At 72.2% G+C, this 16,913-nt stretch carries 20 protein-coding genes; 9 read left to right on the forward strand and 11 right to left on the reverse strand.

What is annotated here, in order from left to right:
• Positions 1–26 precede the first annotated feature (26 nt).
• Entirely contained in the window at positions 27–200 is a 174-nt protein-coding gene (locus tag ACGFIW_RS12135; RefSeq protein WP_393313493.1) for a hypothetical protein, read from the reverse strand.
• A 23-nt stretch (positions 201–223) separates the two neighbouring features.
• On the reverse strand, positions 224–661 hold the full coding sequence (locus ACGFIW_RS12140) for a MerR family transcriptional regulator (RefSeq protein WP_393313496.1): 438 nt from the start codon (positions 659–661) through the stop codon (positions 224–226).
• Between the two features lie 93 nt (positions 662–754).
• On the opposite strand from ACGFIW_RS12140, the gene ACGFIW_RS12145 reads away from it, so the two are divergent.
• Positions 755–1,804: an aldo/keto reductase gene (locus tag ACGFIW_RS12145; RefSeq protein WP_393313499.1), complete on the forward strand. Its 1,050-nt coding sequence runs from the start codon at positions 755–757 to the stop codon at positions 1,802–1,804.
• A 98-nt stretch (positions 1,805–1,902) separates the two neighbouring features.
• Positions 1,903–2,868: an alpha/beta hydrolase family protein gene (locus tag ACGFIW_RS12150; protein WP_393313502.1), complete on the forward strand. Its 966-nt coding sequence runs from the start codon at positions 1,903–1,905 to the stop codon at positions 2,866–2,868.
• A 113-nt stretch (positions 2,869–2,981) separates the two neighbouring features.
• On the opposite strand, the gene ACGFIW_RS12155 is transcribed toward ACGFIW_RS12150, so the two are convergent.
• The 3 genes from ACGFIW_RS12155 to ACGFIW_RS12165 form a co-directional block, all read right to left on the reverse strand.
• The gene (locus ACGFIW_RS12155) at positions 2,982–3,944 is read right to left on the reverse strand and encodes a zinc-binding dehydrogenase (RefSeq protein WP_393313504.1); all 963 of its coding nucleotides are present in this window, start codon (positions 3,942–3,944) and stop codon (positions 2,982–2,984) included.
• 193 nt (positions 3,945–4,137) lie between these two features.
• Positions 4,138–5,316, reverse strand: coding sequence for an NADP-dependent malic enzyme (locus ACGFIW_RS12160; RefSeq protein ID WP_393313507.1), 1,179 nt, complete (start codon positions 5,314–5,316; stop codon positions 4,138–4,140).
• Positions 5,317–5,455: 139 nt separating this feature from the next.
• Complete coding sequence (locus ACGFIW_RS12165) at positions 5,456–5,806, reverse strand: S24 family peptidase (RefSeq protein WP_393313510.1); 351 nt, start codon at positions 5,804–5,806, stop codon at positions 5,456–5,458.
• A gap of 84 nt (positions 5,807–5,890) precedes the next feature.
• On the opposite strand from ACGFIW_RS12165, the gene sodN reads away from it, so the two are divergent.
• From sodN to ACGFIW_RS12180, 3 genes are read left to right on the forward strand one after another with little or no spacing between them, the layout of a single operon-like run.
• Positions 5,891–6,295: a superoxide dismutase, Ni gene (gene sodN, locus ACGFIW_RS12170; RefSeq protein WP_393313513.1), complete on the forward strand. Its 405-nt coding sequence runs from the start codon at positions 5,891–5,893 to the stop codon at positions 6,293–6,295.
• Positions 6,292–6,894 (forward strand): GNAT family N-acetyltransferase, encoded by a 603-nt coding sequence (locus ACGFIW_RS12175; RefSeq protein ID WP_393313516.1) that lies wholly within the window; start codon positions 6,292–6,294, stop codon positions 6,892–6,894. Before sodN ends, ACGFIW_RS12175 begins: the two co-directional genes overlap by 4 nt.
• Entirely contained in the window at positions 6,891–7,298 is a 408-nt protein-coding gene (locus ACGFIW_RS12180; RefSeq protein ID WP_355031264.1) for an ATP-binding protein, read from the forward strand. The genes ACGFIW_RS12175 and ACGFIW_RS12180 overlap by 4 nt, the downstream gene beginning before the upstream one ends.
• A gap of 159 nt (positions 7,299–7,457) precedes the next feature.
• Here ACGFIW_RS12180 and ACGFIW_RS12185 read toward each other — a convergent pair whose 3' ends face one another.
• Positions 7,458–7,892 carry a hypothetical protein gene (locus ACGFIW_RS12185; RefSeq protein WP_393313519.1) on the reverse strand — a complete coding sequence of 145 codons (435 nt, stop codon included), beginning with the start codon at positions 7,890–7,892 and terminating at the stop codon, positions 7,458–7,460.
• Here ACGFIW_RS12185 and ACGFIW_RS12190 point away from each other — a divergent pair.
• Both ACGFIW_RS12190 and ACGFIW_RS12195 read left to right on the forward strand, forming a co-directional pair.
• The gene (locus tag ACGFIW_RS12190) at positions 7,891–8,838 is read left to right on the forward strand and encodes a diacylglycerol/lipid kinase family protein (protein WP_393313522.1); all 948 of its coding nucleotides are present in this window, start codon (positions 7,891–7,893) and stop codon (positions 8,836–8,838) included. The two genes, ACGFIW_RS12185 and ACGFIW_RS12190, sit on opposite strands and share 2 nt — an antisense overlap.
• Before the next feature lie 450 nt (positions 8,839–9,288).
• Complete coding sequence (locus tag ACGFIW_RS12195) at positions 9,289–9,546, forward strand: WhiB family transcriptional regulator (RefSeq protein WP_007072794.1); 258 nt, start codon at positions 9,289–9,291, stop codon at positions 9,544–9,546.
• A gap of 69 nt (positions 9,547–9,615) precedes the next feature.
• Here ACGFIW_RS12195 and ACGFIW_RS12200 read toward each other — a convergent pair whose 3' ends face one another.
• From ACGFIW_RS12200 to ACGFIW_RS12220, 5 genes are all read right to left on the reverse strand, one after another.
• Positions 9,616–10,428, reverse strand: coding sequence for a sirohydrochlorin chelatase (locus ACGFIW_RS12200; protein WP_393313525.1), 813 nt, complete (start codon positions 10,426–10,428; stop codon positions 9,616–9,618).
• The gene (locus ACGFIW_RS12205) at positions 10,410–11,171 is read right to left on the reverse strand and encodes a phosphoadenylyl-sulfate reductase (RefSeq protein WP_393313528.1); all 762 of its coding nucleotides are present in this window, start codon (positions 11,169–11,171) and stop codon (positions 10,410–10,412) included. The genes ACGFIW_RS12200 and ACGFIW_RS12205 overlap by 19 nt, the downstream gene beginning before the upstream one ends.
• A complete protein-coding gene (locus tag ACGFIW_RS12210) occupies positions 11,168–11,329 on the reverse strand; it encodes a hypothetical protein (RefSeq protein WP_167393614.1) in 162 nt (53 codons plus the stop codon). Before ACGFIW_RS12210 ends, ACGFIW_RS12205 begins: the two co-directional genes overlap by 4 nt.
• A complete protein-coding gene (locus tag ACGFIW_RS12215) occupies positions 11,326–13,038 on the reverse strand; it encodes a nitrite/sulfite reductase (protein WP_393313531.1) in 1,713 nt (570 codons plus the stop codon). Before ACGFIW_RS12215 ends, ACGFIW_RS12210 begins: the two co-directional genes overlap by 4 nt.
• Before the next feature lie 292 nt (positions 13,039–13,330).
• Positions 13,331–14,242 (reverse strand): ArsR family transcriptional regulator, encoded by a 912-nt coding sequence (locus ACGFIW_RS12220; protein WP_393313534.1) that lies wholly within the window; start codon positions 14,240–14,242, stop codon positions 13,331–13,333.
• 62 nt (positions 14,243–14,304) lie between these two features.
• Here ACGFIW_RS12220 and ACGFIW_RS12225 point away from each other — a divergent pair, with 62 nt between their 5' ends.
• Positions 14,305–15,330 (forward strand): aldo/keto reductase family protein, encoded by a 1,026-nt coding sequence (locus ACGFIW_RS12225; protein WP_393313536.1) that lies wholly within the window; start codon positions 14,305–14,307, stop codon positions 15,328–15,330.
• A 36-nt stretch (positions 15,331–15,366) separates the two neighbouring features.
• Positions 15,367–16,893 carry a glycosyltransferase family 39 protein gene (locus tag ACGFIW_RS12230; protein WP_393313539.1) on the forward strand — a complete coding sequence of 509 codons (1,527 nt, stop codon included), beginning with the start codon at positions 15,367–15,369 and terminating at the stop codon, positions 16,891–16,893.
• Positions 16,894–16,913 lie beyond the last annotated feature (20 nt).

The following is a 16,913-nucleotide window of genomic DNA, read 5'->3' on the forward strand; positions in this document are numbered from 1 at the left end:
GGTGCGCGCGAGTCGGTGTGATTCGATCAGCCGGTCGCCAGCCAGGCGACGAGTGCCACCAGCACCACGACGACCACTGCCGCACCGATGATGAGCGGCAGGCGGGACGGGGCCTCCGTCGGTGCCGCACCCTCCGGCGTCTGGTTGAAGGCGCGGAACGCCTCGGTGTTGCCGCTGGGGTCCGTGTAGTTCTCAGGCATGTCGGTGACCCTAGCGAAGCTGGTCACGCGGCACCGCCCCCGGCCCACTGACGTGGACGACCTGGCTCGACTGCGGGCCGGGCCTCGTCGAGCAGATCCTCGTACACCCCGACCTTGAAGGTGATCAGGTCCAGGCACTGGGTGAGCCGGTCGATCTGCTCCGTGACGCGCCCGTGGTGCTCACGCATGAGCGCGAGTCGTTCCTCCTCGTTGCCCGCGCCCGCACGGACGAGTTCGGTGTAGCGGCGAAGCGCCGGCAGTGGCATGCCGGAGGCGCGAAGGATGATGCAGACGGTCAGCCAGTCCACGTCGTCCTGGCTGTAGATCCGCCGCCCGCCGGCTCCGCGACGCACCGGGCTGACGAAGATGCCCTCCTGCTCGTAGAAGCGGAGCGTGTGCACGCTCAGACCGGTGCGTTCGGCGACCTGTCCGATGCTCAGATCCGCGGTGACCTCAACCATGCCGAGCAGGGTAACGAGGGTTGACCTAGAGCCGACTCCAGCTCCTACCGTGCCAGGTGATCACCAATCAACCACCTGGGAGAGAGCTTCGTCATGCGCTATCGCACCCTCGGCGGCACCGGCATCGAGGTCAGCACCCACTGCCTCGGGACCATGATGTTCGGCGCCGTCGGAAACCCCGACCACGACGACTGCGCCCGGATCATCCACACGGCGCTCGACCAGGGCATCAACATGGTCGACACCGCCGACATGTACGGCCGGGGCGAGTCCGAGGAGATCGTCGGCAAGGCGCTGCGGGGGCATCGCGACGACGTCGTGCTGGCCACCAAGGTGCACTTTCCGATGGGCGACGGCCCCAACCAGGGCGGCAACTCGCGGCGGTGGATCCTGAAGGCGGTCGAGGGCAGCCTGCGGCGTCTGAACACCGACTGGATCGACCTCTACCAGATCCACCGTCCCGACCCCTCGACCGATATCGAGGAGACGCTCTCGGTGCTCACCGACCTCGTCCGCGACGGAAAGATCCGCGCCTTCGGCTGCTCGACGTTCCCGGCCGAGGAGATCGTCGAGGCGCACCAGGTCTCCGAGCGTCGCGGCCTCGGACGGCTGCGCACCGAGCAGCCGCCATACTCGATCCTGGCCCGCGGCGTCGAGGCCGCGACTCTGCCGGTCTGCCAGCGCTACGGGATGGGAGTGCTGGTCTGGAGCCCGCTCGCCTTCGGGTTCCTCAGCGGAAGGTACCGCAGGGACCAGCCCGTCGACCTGACGACCGGGCGGGCCGCCCTGCGGCCGGCGCAGTTCGATCCCACCATCGCCGAGAACGCCGCGAAGCTCGACGCCGTCGAACAGCTCGTCGACCTCGCGGCGAGCATCGGCTGCACGCTTCCGCAGTTGGCCATCGCCTTCACCGTGGCCCACCCGGCCGTCACCTCGGCGATCATCGGACCGCGGACCCTGCCGCAACTGGAGGATCTACTCACGGGCGCCACACTCACCCTGAACGACGAGACCCTCGACCGGATCGACAAGATCGTTCCCCCCGGGACGAACCGGTACAACCCCAACGCCGCCTTCCCTCCCCGCGCGCTGACCGACACCGCACGGCGGCGGCGTCCACTCGCCGAACGCGCCGCAGCCTGAGCGCGCCCGGTGCCGGCCGTGCGACGTCGGGTGATCGAATGGACACACCGCGCCAGAACGCACCGGGCAGGCCAGGTGGGCGAGGCACAATCGGATTCATGTCCCGTCGCGTCACCCCGGCCCTGCTGGCCGGCACCATGCTGCTGGCCGGTCTGGTGGGCTGCTCCACGGACGCCCGGAAGACCGAGGGCCGGCAGGCACCTGTCGACCGACCGCCCGCCGCCACACCAACCCCGAAGGTCCCGGCCGGCAAGGCCCCGCAACGCAGCTTCGCGGTCGGCGTACGCCAGCTGAAGCTGAACCGGGACGGCCGGGCGCTACCGACGACGCTCTGGTACCCGGCGGCCGGGGAAGCCGGCGGCGCGGCCAGACGGTCCGTGACGGCGGCACCGGGCCGGTTTCCGGTGGTGATGTTCAGCCACGGGCTTGGTGGGCGGCCGGACGACTACGCCACGCTGCTGACCCGGTGGGCGGCGGCGGGTTTCGTGGTGGCCGCGCCGACGTTCCCGCACACCTCCTCCGGCGGCGACAACAACGTCCTCGACGTGCTGAACCAGCCTGCCGACGTGTCGTACGCGCTGGATCAGGTGTTGGCGTTGGACGGCACGGCCGGCGACGCGTTGCGCGGCCGGGTGGACGGCGAGCGGGTCGCCGCGGCCGGGCACTCGGCGGGTGGGGTGACCACCATCGGCCTCTTCACCGCCAGCCGGGACAGGCGGCTGGACGCGGGCGTGGTGTTCGCCGGCACGGCCCTCGGTGTGGGCACCGCGTTCGCCGGCGCGTCCGCGCCGCAACTGTTCGTGCACGGCGAGCTGGACGAGGTGGTCGACTACGCGGCCGGCAAGGCGGCGTACGACAAGGTGCCCTGGCCGAAGGCCATGCTGAGCCTGCCCAAGGGTGATCACGGACGGTCGTTGCTCCGCGACGGCGCGACGCTGCGGGTCGTCTCGGACACGTCTGTCGAGTTTCTGCGCTGGTCGCTCTACGGCGACCCGGCGGCCAAGAAGCGCATCGCCACCGACGCCACCCGCGGCGACATCGCCACCTTCGACGACCACCTCTGAGCGGGCGGGCCGGCCGACCAGGGCGGAGATCCGCGCAACATCAGGGATGATGCTGCCTCAGCGCGGCCCGAGGCAGCAGTTTTCCCGATGTTGCGCGGATCATGGAGGCCGCGTCAGGCGGTGTGGTCGATGACGACCTTGCCGAAGGCGTCGCCGGAGTGCAGGCGGGCGAAGGCGTTCTCGACCTGGCTGAACGGGACGACGCTGTCCACCACCGGGCGCACCTCGTTGTCCGAGCAGAACGCCAGCAGCTCGTACAGCTCACCCGGCGTGCCCATCGAGGTGCCCAGGATCTCCAACTGCATCGCGAAGACCCGACGCAGGTTGACCCTCGGCTCGTGCCCGGCGGTCGCGCCGGACACCACGATCCGGGCCATCGGCGCGGCCGACTTCAGCGAGTGGTCGAAGGTCGCCGCCCCGACCGTCTCGATCACCACGTCGACCCGTTCCGGCAGCCGGGCGCCGGGTTCCACGGCGGTGGCGCCGAGGGCCGAGATCCGGTCCCGCTTGACCGCGTCGCGGCTCGTCGCGTACACCCGCTTGCCCATCGCGACGGCGAGCGCGACGGCCGCGGTGGCGACGCCACCGCCCGCGCCCTGGACCAGCACGCTGTCGGCGTCCGCGACGCGGCCCTTGGTGGTCAGCATCCGCCACGCGGTCAGCCAGGCCGTGGGCAGGCACGCCGCGTCGGTCGCCGCCATGCCGTCGGGCAGCGGGACCAGATTCGACCGGGGTACGGCGACCCGCTCGGCGAACGTCCCGGCGAAGTGCTCGGAGAGGATGGAGACCCCGCGCGGGTCACCCGGAGTGACCACCACCGGGTACACGACCACCGGGCGGCCCTCCGGGTCCAGCCCGACCGCGTCGCAGCCGAGGATCATGGGCAGCTGGGCCTCGGCGAGCCCCACCCCGCGCAACGACCAGAGGTCGTGGTGGTTGAGCGAGGTGGCCCGCACCTGCACGGTCACCCAGTCGTCGGCCGGATGGGTCGGCTCGGGCCGCTCGCCGACGGTGAGCGCGGCGAGCGGGTCGGCGTCGTCGAAGCGGGAGGCAAAGGCAGCACGCATGATCGGCACGGTAACAAGCTGAGCGCTCGTTAAGAAGCCAGCGCGCAGGCCGGCGGCGCAGGCCGCGCCCGAGCGCCCGACCCACGCGTGCACACAAACCGGCGACGCACGCCGCGCCCGAGCGCCCGACCCACCTGTGCGCACAACCGGCGGCGCACGCCGCGCCCGAGCACCCCCGGTCTACGGGCGCACCGCGCCGCGTCTACCGGCGGGCGACGCCGTCGCGGCGGGCGGCTTCGGCGACCGCCTCGGCGACGGCCGGCGCGACGCGTGGGTCCAGCGGCGACGGGACGATCGCGTCGACGGTCAGCGACTCGGCCACCACACCGGCGATGGCGTCCGCGGCGGCGACCTTCATCGACTCGGTGATCCGGGTCGCGCCGGCGTCGAGCGCGCCACGGAACACGCCTGGGAAGGCCAACACGTTGTTGATCTGGTTGGGGTAGTCGCTGCGCCCGGTGGCGACCACCGCGACGTGCCGGGCGGCCACCTCGGGGTGCACCTCCGGGGTCGGGTTGGCCAGCGCGAACACGATCCCGCCGGGCGCCATCCCCGCCACCGCCGCCTCGGGGATCTGCCCGCCGGAGACCCCGATCAGCACGTCCGCGTCGCGCAGCGCCTCGGTGATGTCGCCGTGGCGGCCGTCGGCGTTGGTGTTCGCCGCCAGCTCGGCCTTGGTGCCGGTCAGCTCGGTGCGGTGCCGGCCGATGATCCCCTTGGAGTCGCAGACCACCACCTGGTCGGGGTTGACGCCCCCGGCGATCAGCATCTTCGTCACGGCCACGCCGGCCGCGCCCGCGCCGCTCACCGCCACCCGCAGGTCACCGAGCTTGCGGTCGAGCAGGGTGGCGGCGTTGCGCAGCGCGGCGAGCACCACGATCGCGGTGCCGTGCTGGTCGTCGTGGAAGACCGGGATGTCCAGCGCCTCGTCGAGCCGGCGCTCGATCTCGAAGCAGCGCGGCGCGCTGATGTCCTCCAGGTTGATCCCGCCGAACGAGGGGGCCAGCGCCCGGACCACGGCGACGATCTCGTCCGTGTCCTGGGTGTCCAGGCAGACCGGCACGGCGTCCACCCCGCCGAACTGCTTGAACAGCACCGCCTTGCCCTCCATCACCGGCAGCGCGGCGCGTGGGCCGATGTTGCCGAGCCCGAGGACCGCCGAGCCGTCGGTGACCACCGCGACGGTGTGCGACACCCAGGTGTACTCGTCCACCAGGGCAGGCTCGGCGGCGATCGCCTCGCACACCCGCGCCACCCCCGGGGTGTACGCCAGGGAGAGATCCTCCCGGCTGGTGAGCGGCACGGTCGAGGTGACGGCCATCTTGCCGCCCCGGTGCAGCAGGAAGACGGGATCAGCGGGGTCCATGGTGGACGAAGACATGGTGACTCCAGGATCTGTCGAGCAGACGGAGCGGCCCGCCCGGCCGCGAGGTGGGCGGCGAGCGATGGCGCGCGGTGCAGGGGGTCACCCGGTCACTTCCGAGCATAGTGTCGGCCCTACCCCTCGGGTGTGAGCAGGGTCATATCGGGTGTCGGCGTACCCGGCCGGGGCGTGGCCAGTAGCGGACCAGCACCCTCCCCCGCACGTCGGCCACCCCGTACGCCCGGGAGTCGTCGGTGACCAGGTCGTTGTCCCCGCGCAGCCACCAGCCGCCGTCCTGTTTCCGGACCGCCCGCTTCACCACCAGCAGGTCGGGACGACTCCGGAAGACCGCGACCACCACGTCCCCGGGTCGGATCCGGCGGCCACCGGGGCGGACCAGCACCGAGTCGCCGTGCCGCAGGGTGGGTGCCATGGACGGGCCAACCACCAACACGGCGGTCAACGGCCCCCGCAGCCGAGGCGCCTCAGCCGGGTGATCGGTGCCCATTGGTTTCACCTCCACCCGGTTAGGGGAGCATCCCCAGGAGTAATGTCGCCTTTGATCATCGCAAACTTCCCATGGAGGATCCCGATGCGATTTCTGCGCATCCTTGCGCCCCGCGTCACCGCGAGCGCTCACTGCGACCTACCGTGCGGCGTCTACGACCCGGCCCAGGCCCGGATCGAGGCCGAATCGGTCAAAATGATCTGCGAGAAGTACCAGGCGAACACCGACCCGGAGTTCCGCACCCGCGCCGTCATCATCAAGGAGCAGCGCGCCGAGCTGGTCAAGCACCACCTGTGGGTGCTGTGGACCGACTACTTCAAGCCGCCGCACTTCGAGAAGTACCCGAACCTGCACAGCCTGTTCAACGAGGCCACCAAGCTCGCCGGCGCCGGTGGCGTCAAGGGCAGCCTCGACCCGGCCACCGCCGACAAGCTGCTCGCGAAGATCGACGAGATCTCGAAGATCTTCTGGGAGACCAAGAAGGCGTGACCCCACCGGTCACTCCGACGATCCGGCCGGCACGTCCTCGGGACGTGCCGGCCGTCGTCGCCATGGTGCACGACCTGGCGGAGTACGAACGGGCCCCCGACCAGTGCCACCTCACCGCCGAGCAGTTGACCTCGGCATTGTTCCCGGCCGATCCAGACGGCGGTGCGGCCTCGGACGCGTCCAGCCCCGCGACGGCTCCGGCGCTCTTCGGTCACGTCGCGGTCGACGAGCAGGACGAGCCGATCGGCTTCGCGCTGTGGTTCCTCAACTTCTCCACCTGGGCCGGCGTGCACGGCATCTACCTGGAGGACCTCTACGTGCGGCCGGCCGCACGGGGCACCGGGGCAGGTCGACTGCTGCTCGCCACCCTGGCCGAGATCTGCGTACGACGCGGCTATCGGCGACTGGAGTGGTGGATGATCGACTGGAACCCGGCCGCCGGTTTCTACGCCTCGATCGGCGCGCAGCCGATGAGCGAGTGGGTGCCCTATCGGCTCAGTGGCGACGCGCTGCGGGAGCTGGCCGACCATGCCGCCACCGCTGACACGCGTACGGGCGACCGACCGGGTAGAGTCCCCGACCGGGGGGATGAGGCGTGACTCAACTGACTGGCCAGCCAGCGACCGACGACGACGTGGTGCACCTCACGGTGCCCGCCGACGGCGGTTACCTCGGCGTGCTCCGCACCGCCACCGCCGGTCTCGCGGCCCGGTTGCAGTTCGCGCTCGACGAGATCGAGGATCTGCGGATCGCTGTCGACGAGGCGTGCGCCATGCTGCTCGCCATCGCCACCCGCGACGCCGAGTTGGAGTGCCGCTTCGCGGTCACCGAGGACGCGTTGACAGTCGAGGTGACAGTGCCGACCGTGCGCGGTGCCACGCTGCCCGCCGAGTCGTCCTTCGCCTGGAAGGTGCTCACCGCGTTGACCACGTCGGCGTCCGCCACGGCCGTCGACGGTCGGGCCACGATCGCGTTGCTGACCCGCCGCTCCGGCGGCTACTGACCGGCTCGGCACGGCGGCCCGGCGCACGGCAGCCCCGACTCAGGCCGGCCCGGCGCACGGCAGCCCGGCGCACAGCAGCCCCGACTCAGGCCGGTCCGCCGCACGGCAGCCCGGCGCACGGCAGCCCGGTTCAGGCCGGTCCGGCCCAGCTCCGCGCGGTCACTCGAAGCCGAGCGCCCGGGTCGTCGGTGGGCTGACCAGCAGCCAGCCCACGCCCAGGCCGAGCGCCATCAGCGGCACGCCCAGCCAGCCAAGCCCGCCCTGGATCATGAACCACCCGATCGGCAGCAGCATCAGCTGAAGCACGATCGCGGGCGCGCGGGCGCCGGCCTTTCGGCGCGCCAGCGCCCGACCCAGCGCCCAGAGCACGACGGCGGCCCCGATGGCGAACGCGGTCACCAGTAACGCCGACGCCAGATCGGTGGTGGTGACCGTGAGGTCGGCCCAGACCAGCCATGCCGCGATCAGCCCGACGGCGACCGCCTCCGCCCACAGCAGCCGCACCGCCCAGCGGAGCGTGACGGGAAACGGGGCCGAGTCGATGGTCACGCGCGCCACGATACCCGGGCTACCGGGAGGTACAGTGCCGCCCATGCGCGCCGTCCTGGTGGTCAATCCAAAGGCCACCACCACCAGCGAACGCAGCCGGGACGTGCTTGTCCGGGCGCTGCGCAGCGAAGTCGACCTCAGCGTGCGCTACACCCGCCGGCGTGGGCACGCCATGGCGTTGGCGCGGGAGGCCGCCGCTGAGGGCGTCGACCTGGTCGTCACCCTCGGTGGCGACGGCACCGTGAACGAGGTGGTGAACGGCCTGATGACGGCCGAGCCGCCGCCCCGAGGCGACGCGCCGATGGCCGAGCGGCTGCCCGCCTTGGCGACCGTGCCGGGTGGCTCGACGAACGTGTTCGCCCGTGCGCTGGGCCTGCCCCGGGAGTGGCCGGAGGCGACCAGCATGATCCTCGAAGGGTTGCGGCTGGGTCGGAGCCGAACGGTCGGGTTGGGCCGCGCGGACGACCGCTACTTCACCTTCTGCGCCGGGTTCGGCCTGGACGCCGCGGTCATCCACCGGGTGGAGCAGGCCCGGCGGAAGGGTCGGGTGTCCACGCCGACGCTCTATCTGCGTTCGATCATGAACCAGTACTTCCTCGCCTCGGACCGGCGGCACCCGGCGATCACTCTGGAGCGTCCGGGCGAGGCGGCCGAGGCCGAGCTGGCCACCGTCATCATCCAGAACACGGCGCCCTGGACGTACCTGGGCGACCGGGAGGTCAACCCGAACCCCGCCGCGTCGTTCGATCTCGGGCTCGATGTGCTGGCGTTACGTCAGCTCCGGGTGGCTAGCACAACACGGACAGTGACGCAGTTCCTGTCTCGGCAGCCGGATCCGCGCGGCCGGCAGGTGTTACGACTCCATGACACGCCGGAGTTCACCCTGCTCTCCAGTCGTCCGCAGGCGTTTCAGCTAGACGGGGACTATCTCGGCGAGCGGGAGAAAGTCAGATTCACCTCCGTTCCGGCCGCACTGAGAGTAATCTGCTAGGTCTCGGGTACTGCCCTAGGTCGACACGGTGGCCACAACCGCATCGACGGGTCACCGCCACACCGAGGGGCAGGTGCCGGAAATGTCAGCAATGTCACGCGGACTGTACTATATTGATCCTCGACTGTGGCACGGCGGGTAATCGGGAAGGCCCCGAAAACCGGACAAAGGGGCTGTGGGCTTGCTCACCGCCCGGAGTTTTTCCGAGCGTCACCCTTGACATCACGAGAGTTCGTGAAAGTATTCACAAGCGAACTTGAGTTACCGGGACATTGCCTGGATATGCTCGTCAGGTTGAGCTGTTCCAGCAGGTCCCCGGGGCTAACCGCCTGCTCACGCACTGCCGAATGGTCGAACGCTAACTGTCACCATCGGCACTGCGGATGCATATAGGAAAAGCACGACCACGCAATTGTTTGCCACCCATCCAGAATGAGGAGTGTTGCCGCCATGGACTGGCGTCACCATGCTGTCTGCCGCGACGAGGACCCGGAGCTGTTCTTCCCGATCGGGACGTCCGGGCCGGCTCTCCTGCAGGTCGAGCAGGCCAAGGCCGTCTGCAGGCGCTGCTCCGTGACCGACCAGTGCCTGCAGTGGGCGCTCGAGTCCGGTCAGGACGCCGGCGTCTGGGGCGGAATGAGCGAGGAGGAGCGGCGCGCTGTCAAGCGGCGCGGCGGCCTCCGGGTGCTGCGCGCTCACTCCGCCTGATCCCCAACGACACAGCTGTACGCCCCGGTGGGTCCGCCCACCGGGGCGTTCCGCTGTCCGGTACCGGTTTCAGCCCGCCGGTGTCACGACACGGCCGGACGACCCGTCGTCGACCCGGCGCAGCACCACCTCGACCAACTCCGGCGCGTCGGTCAACGGGGCGGACACCGCCACCGCACCGGCCGCCCGAGCCGCCTCGGTCACCGCGTCGTGGAACAGCCCCGGCGCCAGGAAGTACGCGGACACCGCGACCCGCCGTGCGCCGGCCGCCCGCAGCCGGGACACCGCCACGCCGGCCGCCGGTGGAGCCGCCGAGGCGTACGCCACCCGGCAGGGCACACCGAACTCCGCGCCGAGCGCGTCCGCGACCCGCCCCACCGAGCGGCGTGCCCGCGCGTCCCGGGTGCCCGCCGCCGCCAACACCAGCGCGTCGAAGCGGCCCGCCCGCGCCTCCGCGAGCCGACGGCGCAGCCCCGCCATCAGCCCTGGGTCGACAGTCCCGTCCGCCGGGCCGAGCACGTCGGTCACGCGTACGGCCAGGGGTGACTCGGCCCGCACCGCCGCGGTGACCGCCGCCGGAATGTCGACCCGGTGGTGGTACGCGGCGGTCAGCAGGAGCGGCACCAGGACCGCCTGTGGGTGACCGGCAGCCGCCAGCCCCCGCAGCACCTCGGTCGGCCCCGGCTCGGTGTGGTCCAGCCAGCTTGCCCAGACCGGCGTGCCCGGCCGGGCCGCCGACACGGCCCGGGTCAGTGCCCGGGTGGCGTCGGCCGCTCGCGGATCCCGGCTGCCGTGTGCGACGAGCACCACCGGGTCGGCCCCGCCGGCCAACCCTGGGCCGGTCGGGGCCGTTGCCGGCGAGGTCAGACGTGCAGCCCGCACTCGGTCTTCTCGAACATGGCCCACCGGCCGGCACGCGCGTCCTCGCCGGCCTTGGTCCGCCGGGTGCACGGCCAGCAGCCGATCGACCCGTACCCCTGCTTGAACAGCTCGTTCACCGGCACGTTGAAGCGGGCGATGTAGGCGTCGACGTCCTTCTGCGACCACGCCGCGATCGGGTTGACCTTCACCTTGCCGCGCCGCGCGTCGAAGGTCACCACCGGCGTGTTGGCCCGGGTCGGCGACTCGTCCCGGCGCAGGCCCGCGGCCCAGGCGTCGTACCCGGCCAGCGCCCGTTCCAGTGGCTCCACCTTGCGCAACTGGCAGCAGTCGTCCGGCGACTTGTTGAACAGCCGGGGGCCGTACTGGCCGTCCTGCTGACCGACGGTGAGCCGGGGACGGATCGACCGGACGTTCACCGGAAGCGTCCGGGCCACCTCGTCGCGGACCCGTAGCGTCTCGGGGAAGTGCAGGCCGGTGTCGAGGAAGACCACGTCCACCCCCGGGGCCACCCGCGACACCAGGTGAGCCAGCACGGCGTCGGCCATCGAGCTGGTGACGCAGAACCGGTCGCCGAAGGTCTGCGCCGCCCAGCGGGCGATCTCCAGCGCCGGCGCGCCCTCCAGGTCGCGAGCCGCCTGCTCGGCCAGCGCCCGCAGCTCCTCCGGGTCGCGTCGGGCCGGGTCGGCCTTCGTCGGCGCACCGGGCCCGACCAGGCGCAGGTTCGCTGCGGAGACGAGACTCATCGGGTCACCGCCCGCGAGAGCAGCCCGGTGAACTTCACCGAGAAGACCCGGGTGCAGGCGTGGCACTCCCAGGCGCCGTGCCCCGCCTCGTGCGGCCGCAGGTCTTCCTCGCCGCAGTAGGGGCAGTACAGAGGTGCCGCTCGGTTCTCGCTGCTCACCGCAGTGCCTCCTCGTCGACTCTGATCACCCAGTTGGCGAAGGTCTCGCCCTCGCTCCGGCCGGCCAGGTAACGGGTGGCCAGCCGTTCCACGTACTCCGGAAGCTCGTCGGCGGTGGTCTTCAGCCCGCGCAGCTTGCGACCGAACCCGGCCGTCTGCCCCTGGGCCATGCCCAACCCGCCGCCGAGATGCACCTGGAAGCCCTCCACCTGCCGGCCGTCGGGACCGACCACCAGCTGCCCCTTGAGGCCGATGTCGGCCACCTGGGTGCGGGCGCAGGCGTTGGGGCAGCCGTTGATGTGGATCGAGATGTCCGCGTCGAAGTCACGCAGCCGCTGCTCCAGCCGGGCCACCAACTCCTCACCGCGGGCCTTCGTCTCGACGATCGCGAGCTTGCAGTACTCGATGCCGGTGCACGCCATCGTGCCGCGTCGCCAGGCCGACGGCCGGGCCTCCAGGCCAATGCCGCGCAGCGCGTCGACGAGCGACTCCGTCCGCTCCGGCGGCACGTCGAGCACCAGCAGCTTCTGGTACGGGGTGAGCCGCACCCGGTCGCTGCCGTGCGCCTCGACCACGTCGGCCAGTTGGGCGAGCTGCCCACCGGAGACCCGCCCGACCACCGGGGCGGCACCGACGTAGTTTCGCCCGTCGGACTGCTCGTGCACGCCCACGTGGTCGATCGGCTTCGCCGGCAGCTCCGCGGCGGGGCCGTCGAGCAGCGTACGGCCCAGGTACTCCTTCTCCAGGACCTCCCGGAAACGCTCCACGCCCCAGTCGGCCACCAGGAACTTCAGCCGGGCCCGGTTGCGCAGCCGGCGGTAGCCGTAGTCGCGGAAGATGCCGACCACGCCGGCCCACACGTCGGGGATCTCGGCCAGCGGCACCCAGACGCCGAGCCGCTTGGCGAGCATCGGATTGGTGGAGAGCCCGCCACCGACCCAGAGGTCGAAGCCGGGGCCGTGTTCGGGGTGGTCGACGCCGAGGAGGGCGATGTCGTTGGACTCGTACGGGGTGTCCACCAGCCAGGAGATGGACGTCTTGAACTTGCGGGGCAGGTTGGAGAACTGCTTGTCACCGACGTACCGGGAGACGATCTCGTCGATCGCCGGGGTCGGGTCGAGCAGCTCGTCGCGGGCCACCCCGGCGACCGGGCTGCCCAGCACGATCCGGGGGCAGTCGCCGCACGCCTCGGTGGTCTGCAGGCCGACCGACTCCAACCGACGCCAGATCTCCGGCATGTCCTCGACCCGAATCCAGTGGTACTGGATGTTCTGCCGGTCGGTGATGTCGGCGGTGTCCCGCGCGAACTCCCGGGAGATGTCCGCGATCACCCGCAGCTGGGCGAGGCTGAGCTGACCGCCGTCGATGCGGACCCGGAGCATGAAGAACTCGTCCTCCAGCTCGTGCGGCTCCAGCACGGCGGTGCGCCCGCCGTCGATGCCCGCCTTGCGCTGGGTGTAGAGGCCCCACCAGCGGAACCGGCCACGCAGATCCTGTGGGTCGATCGAGGCGAAGCCGCCGTGTGCGTAGATGTTCTCGATACGCGCCCGGACGTTGAGCGGGTCGTCGTCCTTCTTGATCCGCTCGTTGGGGTTGAGGGGCTCGCGGTGGCCGAGCGCCCACTGACCCTCACCCCGTGGCCGGCGCGGCGCCCGGGCCGGGCGGGTCGTCGGGTCCTCGGAACGGGCAGGGATGCTGCTGACCGCCATCGCGGCGTCCTCCGTTGTCTGCGGTGCCTCGAAGCAGGCGGGGCGCGACGGCCGGCCCGGCGGAAGCGGGCGGGACAACGGTGTCTGAGACAGCCGGCGCGGAGCGCACCCGAGACAGATTGGTCGGGCGTCGTCAGGAAGCCGGACAGATCGCGCTGCGCACGCGGCCGTAATCGACGTGGCGACGGGCCACGAAGCGGCGGACGACAGCGGCGGTCATGCCGACCATGCTGCCACACGACATGAGGCCCGGCCAATGTTCACGTGTGGGATCCCACATCACGGGCCGGCGCTAGCCGACGAGCTGGTCACCGAGGACAGTTCGGGCATAGCGCACCACTCGCCCCTGTCGCACGCCGGCGACCAGGCCGTTGTCCCGCAGCGTGGTGAGGTGGTGCGACGCGGTCGCCGCGGCGAGGCCCAACATCGCGGCCAGCTCGCCGGTGCTCAGCGGTGTGTCGAGCAGGGACAGCGCCGCCGCCCGCGTACTGCCGAGCAGGGCGCCGAGCGCGGCGCTGGGCGGCGGCGAGGCCCACAGCCCGCCCAGACCGGCGGGCGGATAGCAGAGGGCCGGGCCGGCGTCCCCTTCCATGATCGCGTGCACCGTCGGCCCGGAGAACGAGGTGGGCAGCAGCGTCCACGGGCGGTCGTCCATACCGACCGGTCGGGTGGCGCCGACGGCGACCCGCAGCGCCGCGCCGTCCCAGCGGATCAGCGGGTGCAGCTCGCGGAGCAGGGTGCGCCCGCCCTGCTCGGCGGCGAGGAGCGTCCGCCGCCGGATGTCGGCCAGCGCGAGCGCCCGCAGCCGGGGCCAGTCCGGCGCGATCAGCAGGGAGAAGTAGCGGCGTAGCTGCGCCACCAGCTCGTCCGGGGCCAGCCGGGGCGCGCCGGCCCGGTCCAGCTGCCGCCGTGCCCTCCTCGGGTCGGTGCCCGCGACCGCCCGCAGCTCGGCCGCCAGGTTCGGGGCCACCCCGATCGGGGTGAGGAAGTCCGGCACGTATCCGTTGGACGACCTGAGCACCGCCAGCAGCGGCTCCAGGCCGGCACCGGGCAGCAGCCGCTCGGCACGCTCCCGCCACGGCCGGTGCATCCAGTACTTCGCGGGCTTGCGCAACGCCCAGGAGCTGGCCACCAACTCGGCCATCGGAGAGTGCACGAACCGGACCCGACTCAGGTCGTCAGGCGTGAACCGAACCTCGATCACCGACAGATTCGACCACGTTCGAACGGTTCGGCGGCAGCGCGGGGCCGGCCGAGGATCCTGGAATGGAACACAGGCAACTGGGCCGGTCGGGCCTGCGCGTGAGCGCGGTCGCGTACGGCAACTGGGTCACCCACGGCAACCAGCTCGACGACGACGCGGCGGGTGCGTGCGTGGCCGCCGCCCTGGACGCGGGCATCACCACCTTCGACACCGCGGACCGGTACGCCCAGGGGCGGGCCGAGGAGGCGCTCGGCAGGGCGTTGAGCGGCGTCCGGCGCAGCTCGATCGAGCTGTGCACGAAGGTGTTCCTGCCGGTCGGGCCCGGGGCCAACGACTCCGGGCTGTCCCGCAAGCACATTTTCGAGAGCTGCCACGCCTCACTGCGTCGGCTGGGCACCGACTACGTCGACCTCTACCAGGCGCACCGGTACGACGACACCGTGCCGCTGGAGGAGACGATGCTCGCCTTCGCCGACCTGGTCCGCCAGGGCAAGGTGCTCTACGTCGGCGCGTCCGAGTGGACCGCCGCGCAACTGCGTGCGGGCCGGCGGCTCGCCGCCGACCTGCACGTGCCGTTCATCGCCAACCAGCCGCAGTACTCGATGCTGTGGCGGGTGCCGGAGGCCGAGGTGCTGCCCACCAGCGCCGAACTCGGGTTGGGTCAGCTCGCCTGGGCGCCGCTCGCGATGGGCGTGCTGACCGGCAAGTACGAGCCCGGCCAGCGTCCGCCCGCCGGCTCCCGGGCCACCGACGGCTTCGGCGGATCGTTCATCGCCCGCTACTCCTCGGATCTGCTGCTCGCCCGCGTCCGCCAGCTCCGGCCGATCGCCGATGCCGCCGGCTGCACGATGGCCCAACTGGCGGTGGCCTGGGTGTTGCACCGGCCGACAGTGGCCAGCGCGATCGTCGGCGCGTCCCGACCCGAGCAGCTCGCCGAGACGGCCGCCGCCACCGCGCTCCGGCTGGACGACGAGCTGATGCGGCGCATCGATACCGTGCTCGGCGACCTCGTCGAACGCGATCCGGCGAAGACCGCCCGGCCGAACGACGTGCCGCCGGCCTGGCGCCCACCGCCTGCGGCCGGCTGACGCCCACGAACGGCACGGCCGTGGCAGGCTCGAACCATGGGCGGATTGTCCGGGTCGACCGGGGCGGCGTGGGAGCACCTGCGCCGCGTACCGGTCTGGCTCGCCCCGGCGCTGCTGACCCTGGCGGTGACCCTGACCGGGCTGGGCTCCGCCCAACTCTGGCGCGACGAGTTGGCGACCTGGAGCGCGGCCAGCCGGTCGCCGGAGGACCTGGCCCGGTTGGCCGACACCATCGACGCCGCCACCGGGCCGTACTACCTGCTGATGCACGGCTGGACCACGATCGTCGGCGACTCCACGATCGCCCTGCGCGTACCGGCCGTGCTGGCGATGACCGTGGCGGCCGGGTTGCTCGCCGTGCTCGGCGCGCGGCTCGTCGACCGGCGCACCGGCCTGTTCGCCGGGCTGCTGTTCGCGGTCCTCCCCGGCACGTCCCGCTACGGGCAGGAGGCCCGCCCGTACGCGTTGGCCACCATGCTCGCGGTGCTCGCCACGCTGCTGCTGGTGGCCGCACTGCGCCGGCCGGGCTGGGCCCGCTGGGCCGGGTACGCCGCCGCCGTCGCCGCCCTCGGACTCGTCCACCTGATCGCGCTCACCCTGCTCGCCGCGCACGGCCTGGTCGTCCTGCTCGCCTGGTGGCGCGGCCCGGCCCCGGCCGGCGTCGCCAGCCGAGACCAGGACGGCGCTGCGCGGGACCAGGACGGCGCTGCGCGGGACCGGCGGGTGTGGCGGTGGGTGGTCTCCGTGGTGCCGGTCGCGTTGCTTGTCGCCCCCCTGCTGCTCAAGGCCCGCGCACAGCGGTCCCGGCAGCTCAACTGGGTCCACCTGGTCCGCCTGGACGACCTCACCGCGCTGCCCGGCGGGGTGGCACAGAGCAGCGTGGTGGGTGGCCTGCTGGTCGGGGTCGCCGCGCTGGGTGCGGCCCGGCTCGGGCGGCGCGCCCTGCTGCCGGTGAGCGCGGTGCTGCTGCCCGTGCTGCTGCTCTTCGCCGCCGGCGAGGTCGTACCGCTGTGGGTGCCCCGGTACCTGGTCTTCGTGGTGCCCTTCGCCTGCCTGCTGGCAGGCGCGGCGCTGGCCGCGGTGGCCGTGCCGGCCGGGCTCGCCGTGGTGGTCCTGGCCGGGTTGCTCGGCCTTCCCGACCAGGCGGCGCTGCGGCGCACCCACGAGTGGCCGCGCAGCGCGCCGGTCGACTACGCGGGTGCGGCCCGGGTGATCGCCGACGGTCAGCGGCCGGGCGACGCGGTGGTCTACTCCCCCCGGCAGAGCTGGCTCTTCCTCGACCTCGGCATCGAATACCACCTCGGCGACCCACCACGCGACGTGCTGGTCACCGAGGACGAGGTCCGCCGGGGCGACCTGTGGGCCGCCGAGTGCCCCCAGCCGGCGCAGTGCCTGGCCGGCACGACACGGGTCTGGCTCGTCGTCTCCGGCCGGCACGCCGAGCCGCTGTCCGCCGTGACCGGCCCCAAGGGCGACGCCCTGCGCGCGGACTTCACCGTCGCCCAGGTCTGGCCGCGCCCCGGCCTCACCGTCGCCCTGCTGACCAGCCGACCCGGCCGCTGACCAGCCCTTCCGACCGCCGA

Source organism: Micromonospora sp. NPDC048935, assembly GCF_043197875.1.
GTDB lineage: Bacteria > Actinomycetota > Actinomycetes > Mycobacteriales > Micromonosporaceae > Micromonospora.

Coding starts and splice junctions, on each gene's coding strand:
- ACGFIW_RS12215 (WP_393313531.1), bottom strand. CDS start 13,038: ATGGCGGTCAGCAGCATCCCTGCCCGTTCCGAGGACCCGACGACCCGC.
- ACGFIW_RS12225 (WP_393313536.1), top strand. CDS start 14,305: ATGGAACACAGGCAACTGGGCCGGTCGGGCCTGCGCGTGAGCGCGGTC.
- ACGFIW_RS12150 (WP_393313502.1), top strand. CDS start 1,903: ATGTCCCGTCGCGTCACCCCGGCCCTGCTGGCCGGCACCATGCTGCTG.
- sodN (WP_393313513.1), top strand. CDS start 5,891: ATGCGATTTCTGCGCATCCTTGCGCCCCGCGTCACCGCGAGCGCTCAC.
- ACGFIW_RS12135 (WP_393313493.1), bottom strand. CDS start 200: ATGCCTGAGAACTACACGGACCCCAGCGGCAACACCGAGGCGTTCCGC.
- ACGFIW_RS12185 (WP_393313519.1), bottom strand. CDS start 7,892: ATGGGCGGCACTGTACCTCCCGGTAGCCCGGGTATCGTGGCGCGCGTG.
- ACGFIW_RS12190 (WP_393313522.1), top strand. CDS start 7,891: ATGCGCGCCGTCCTGGTGGTCAATCCAAAGGCCACCACCACCAGCGAA.
- ACGFIW_RS12140 (WP_393313496.1), bottom strand. CDS start 661: ATGGTTGAGGTCACCGCGGATCTGAGCATCGGACAGGTCGCCGAACGC.
- ACGFIW_RS12165 (WP_393313510.1), bottom strand. CDS start 5,806: ATGGGCACCGATCACCCGGCTGAGGCGCCTCGGCTGCGGGGGCCGTTG.
- ACGFIW_RS12230 (WP_393313539.1), top strand. CDS start 15,367: ATGGGCGGATTGTCCGGGTCGACCGGGGCGGCGTGGGAGCACCTGCGC.
- ACGFIW_RS12145 (WP_393313499.1), top strand. CDS start 755: ATGCGCTATCGCACCCTCGGCGGCACCGGCATCGAGGTCAGCACCCAC.
- ACGFIW_RS12195 (WP_007072794.1), top strand. CDS start 9,289: ATGGACTGGCGTCACCATGCTGTCTGCCGCGACGAGGACCCGGAGCTG.
- ACGFIW_RS12160 (WP_393313507.1), bottom strand. CDS start 5,316: ATGTCTTCGTCCACCATGGACCCCGCTGATCCCGTCTTCCTGCTGCAC.
- ACGFIW_RS12205 (WP_393313528.1), bottom strand. CDS start 11,171: ATGAGTCTCGTCTCCGCAGCGAACCTGCGCCTGGTCGGGCCCGGTGCG.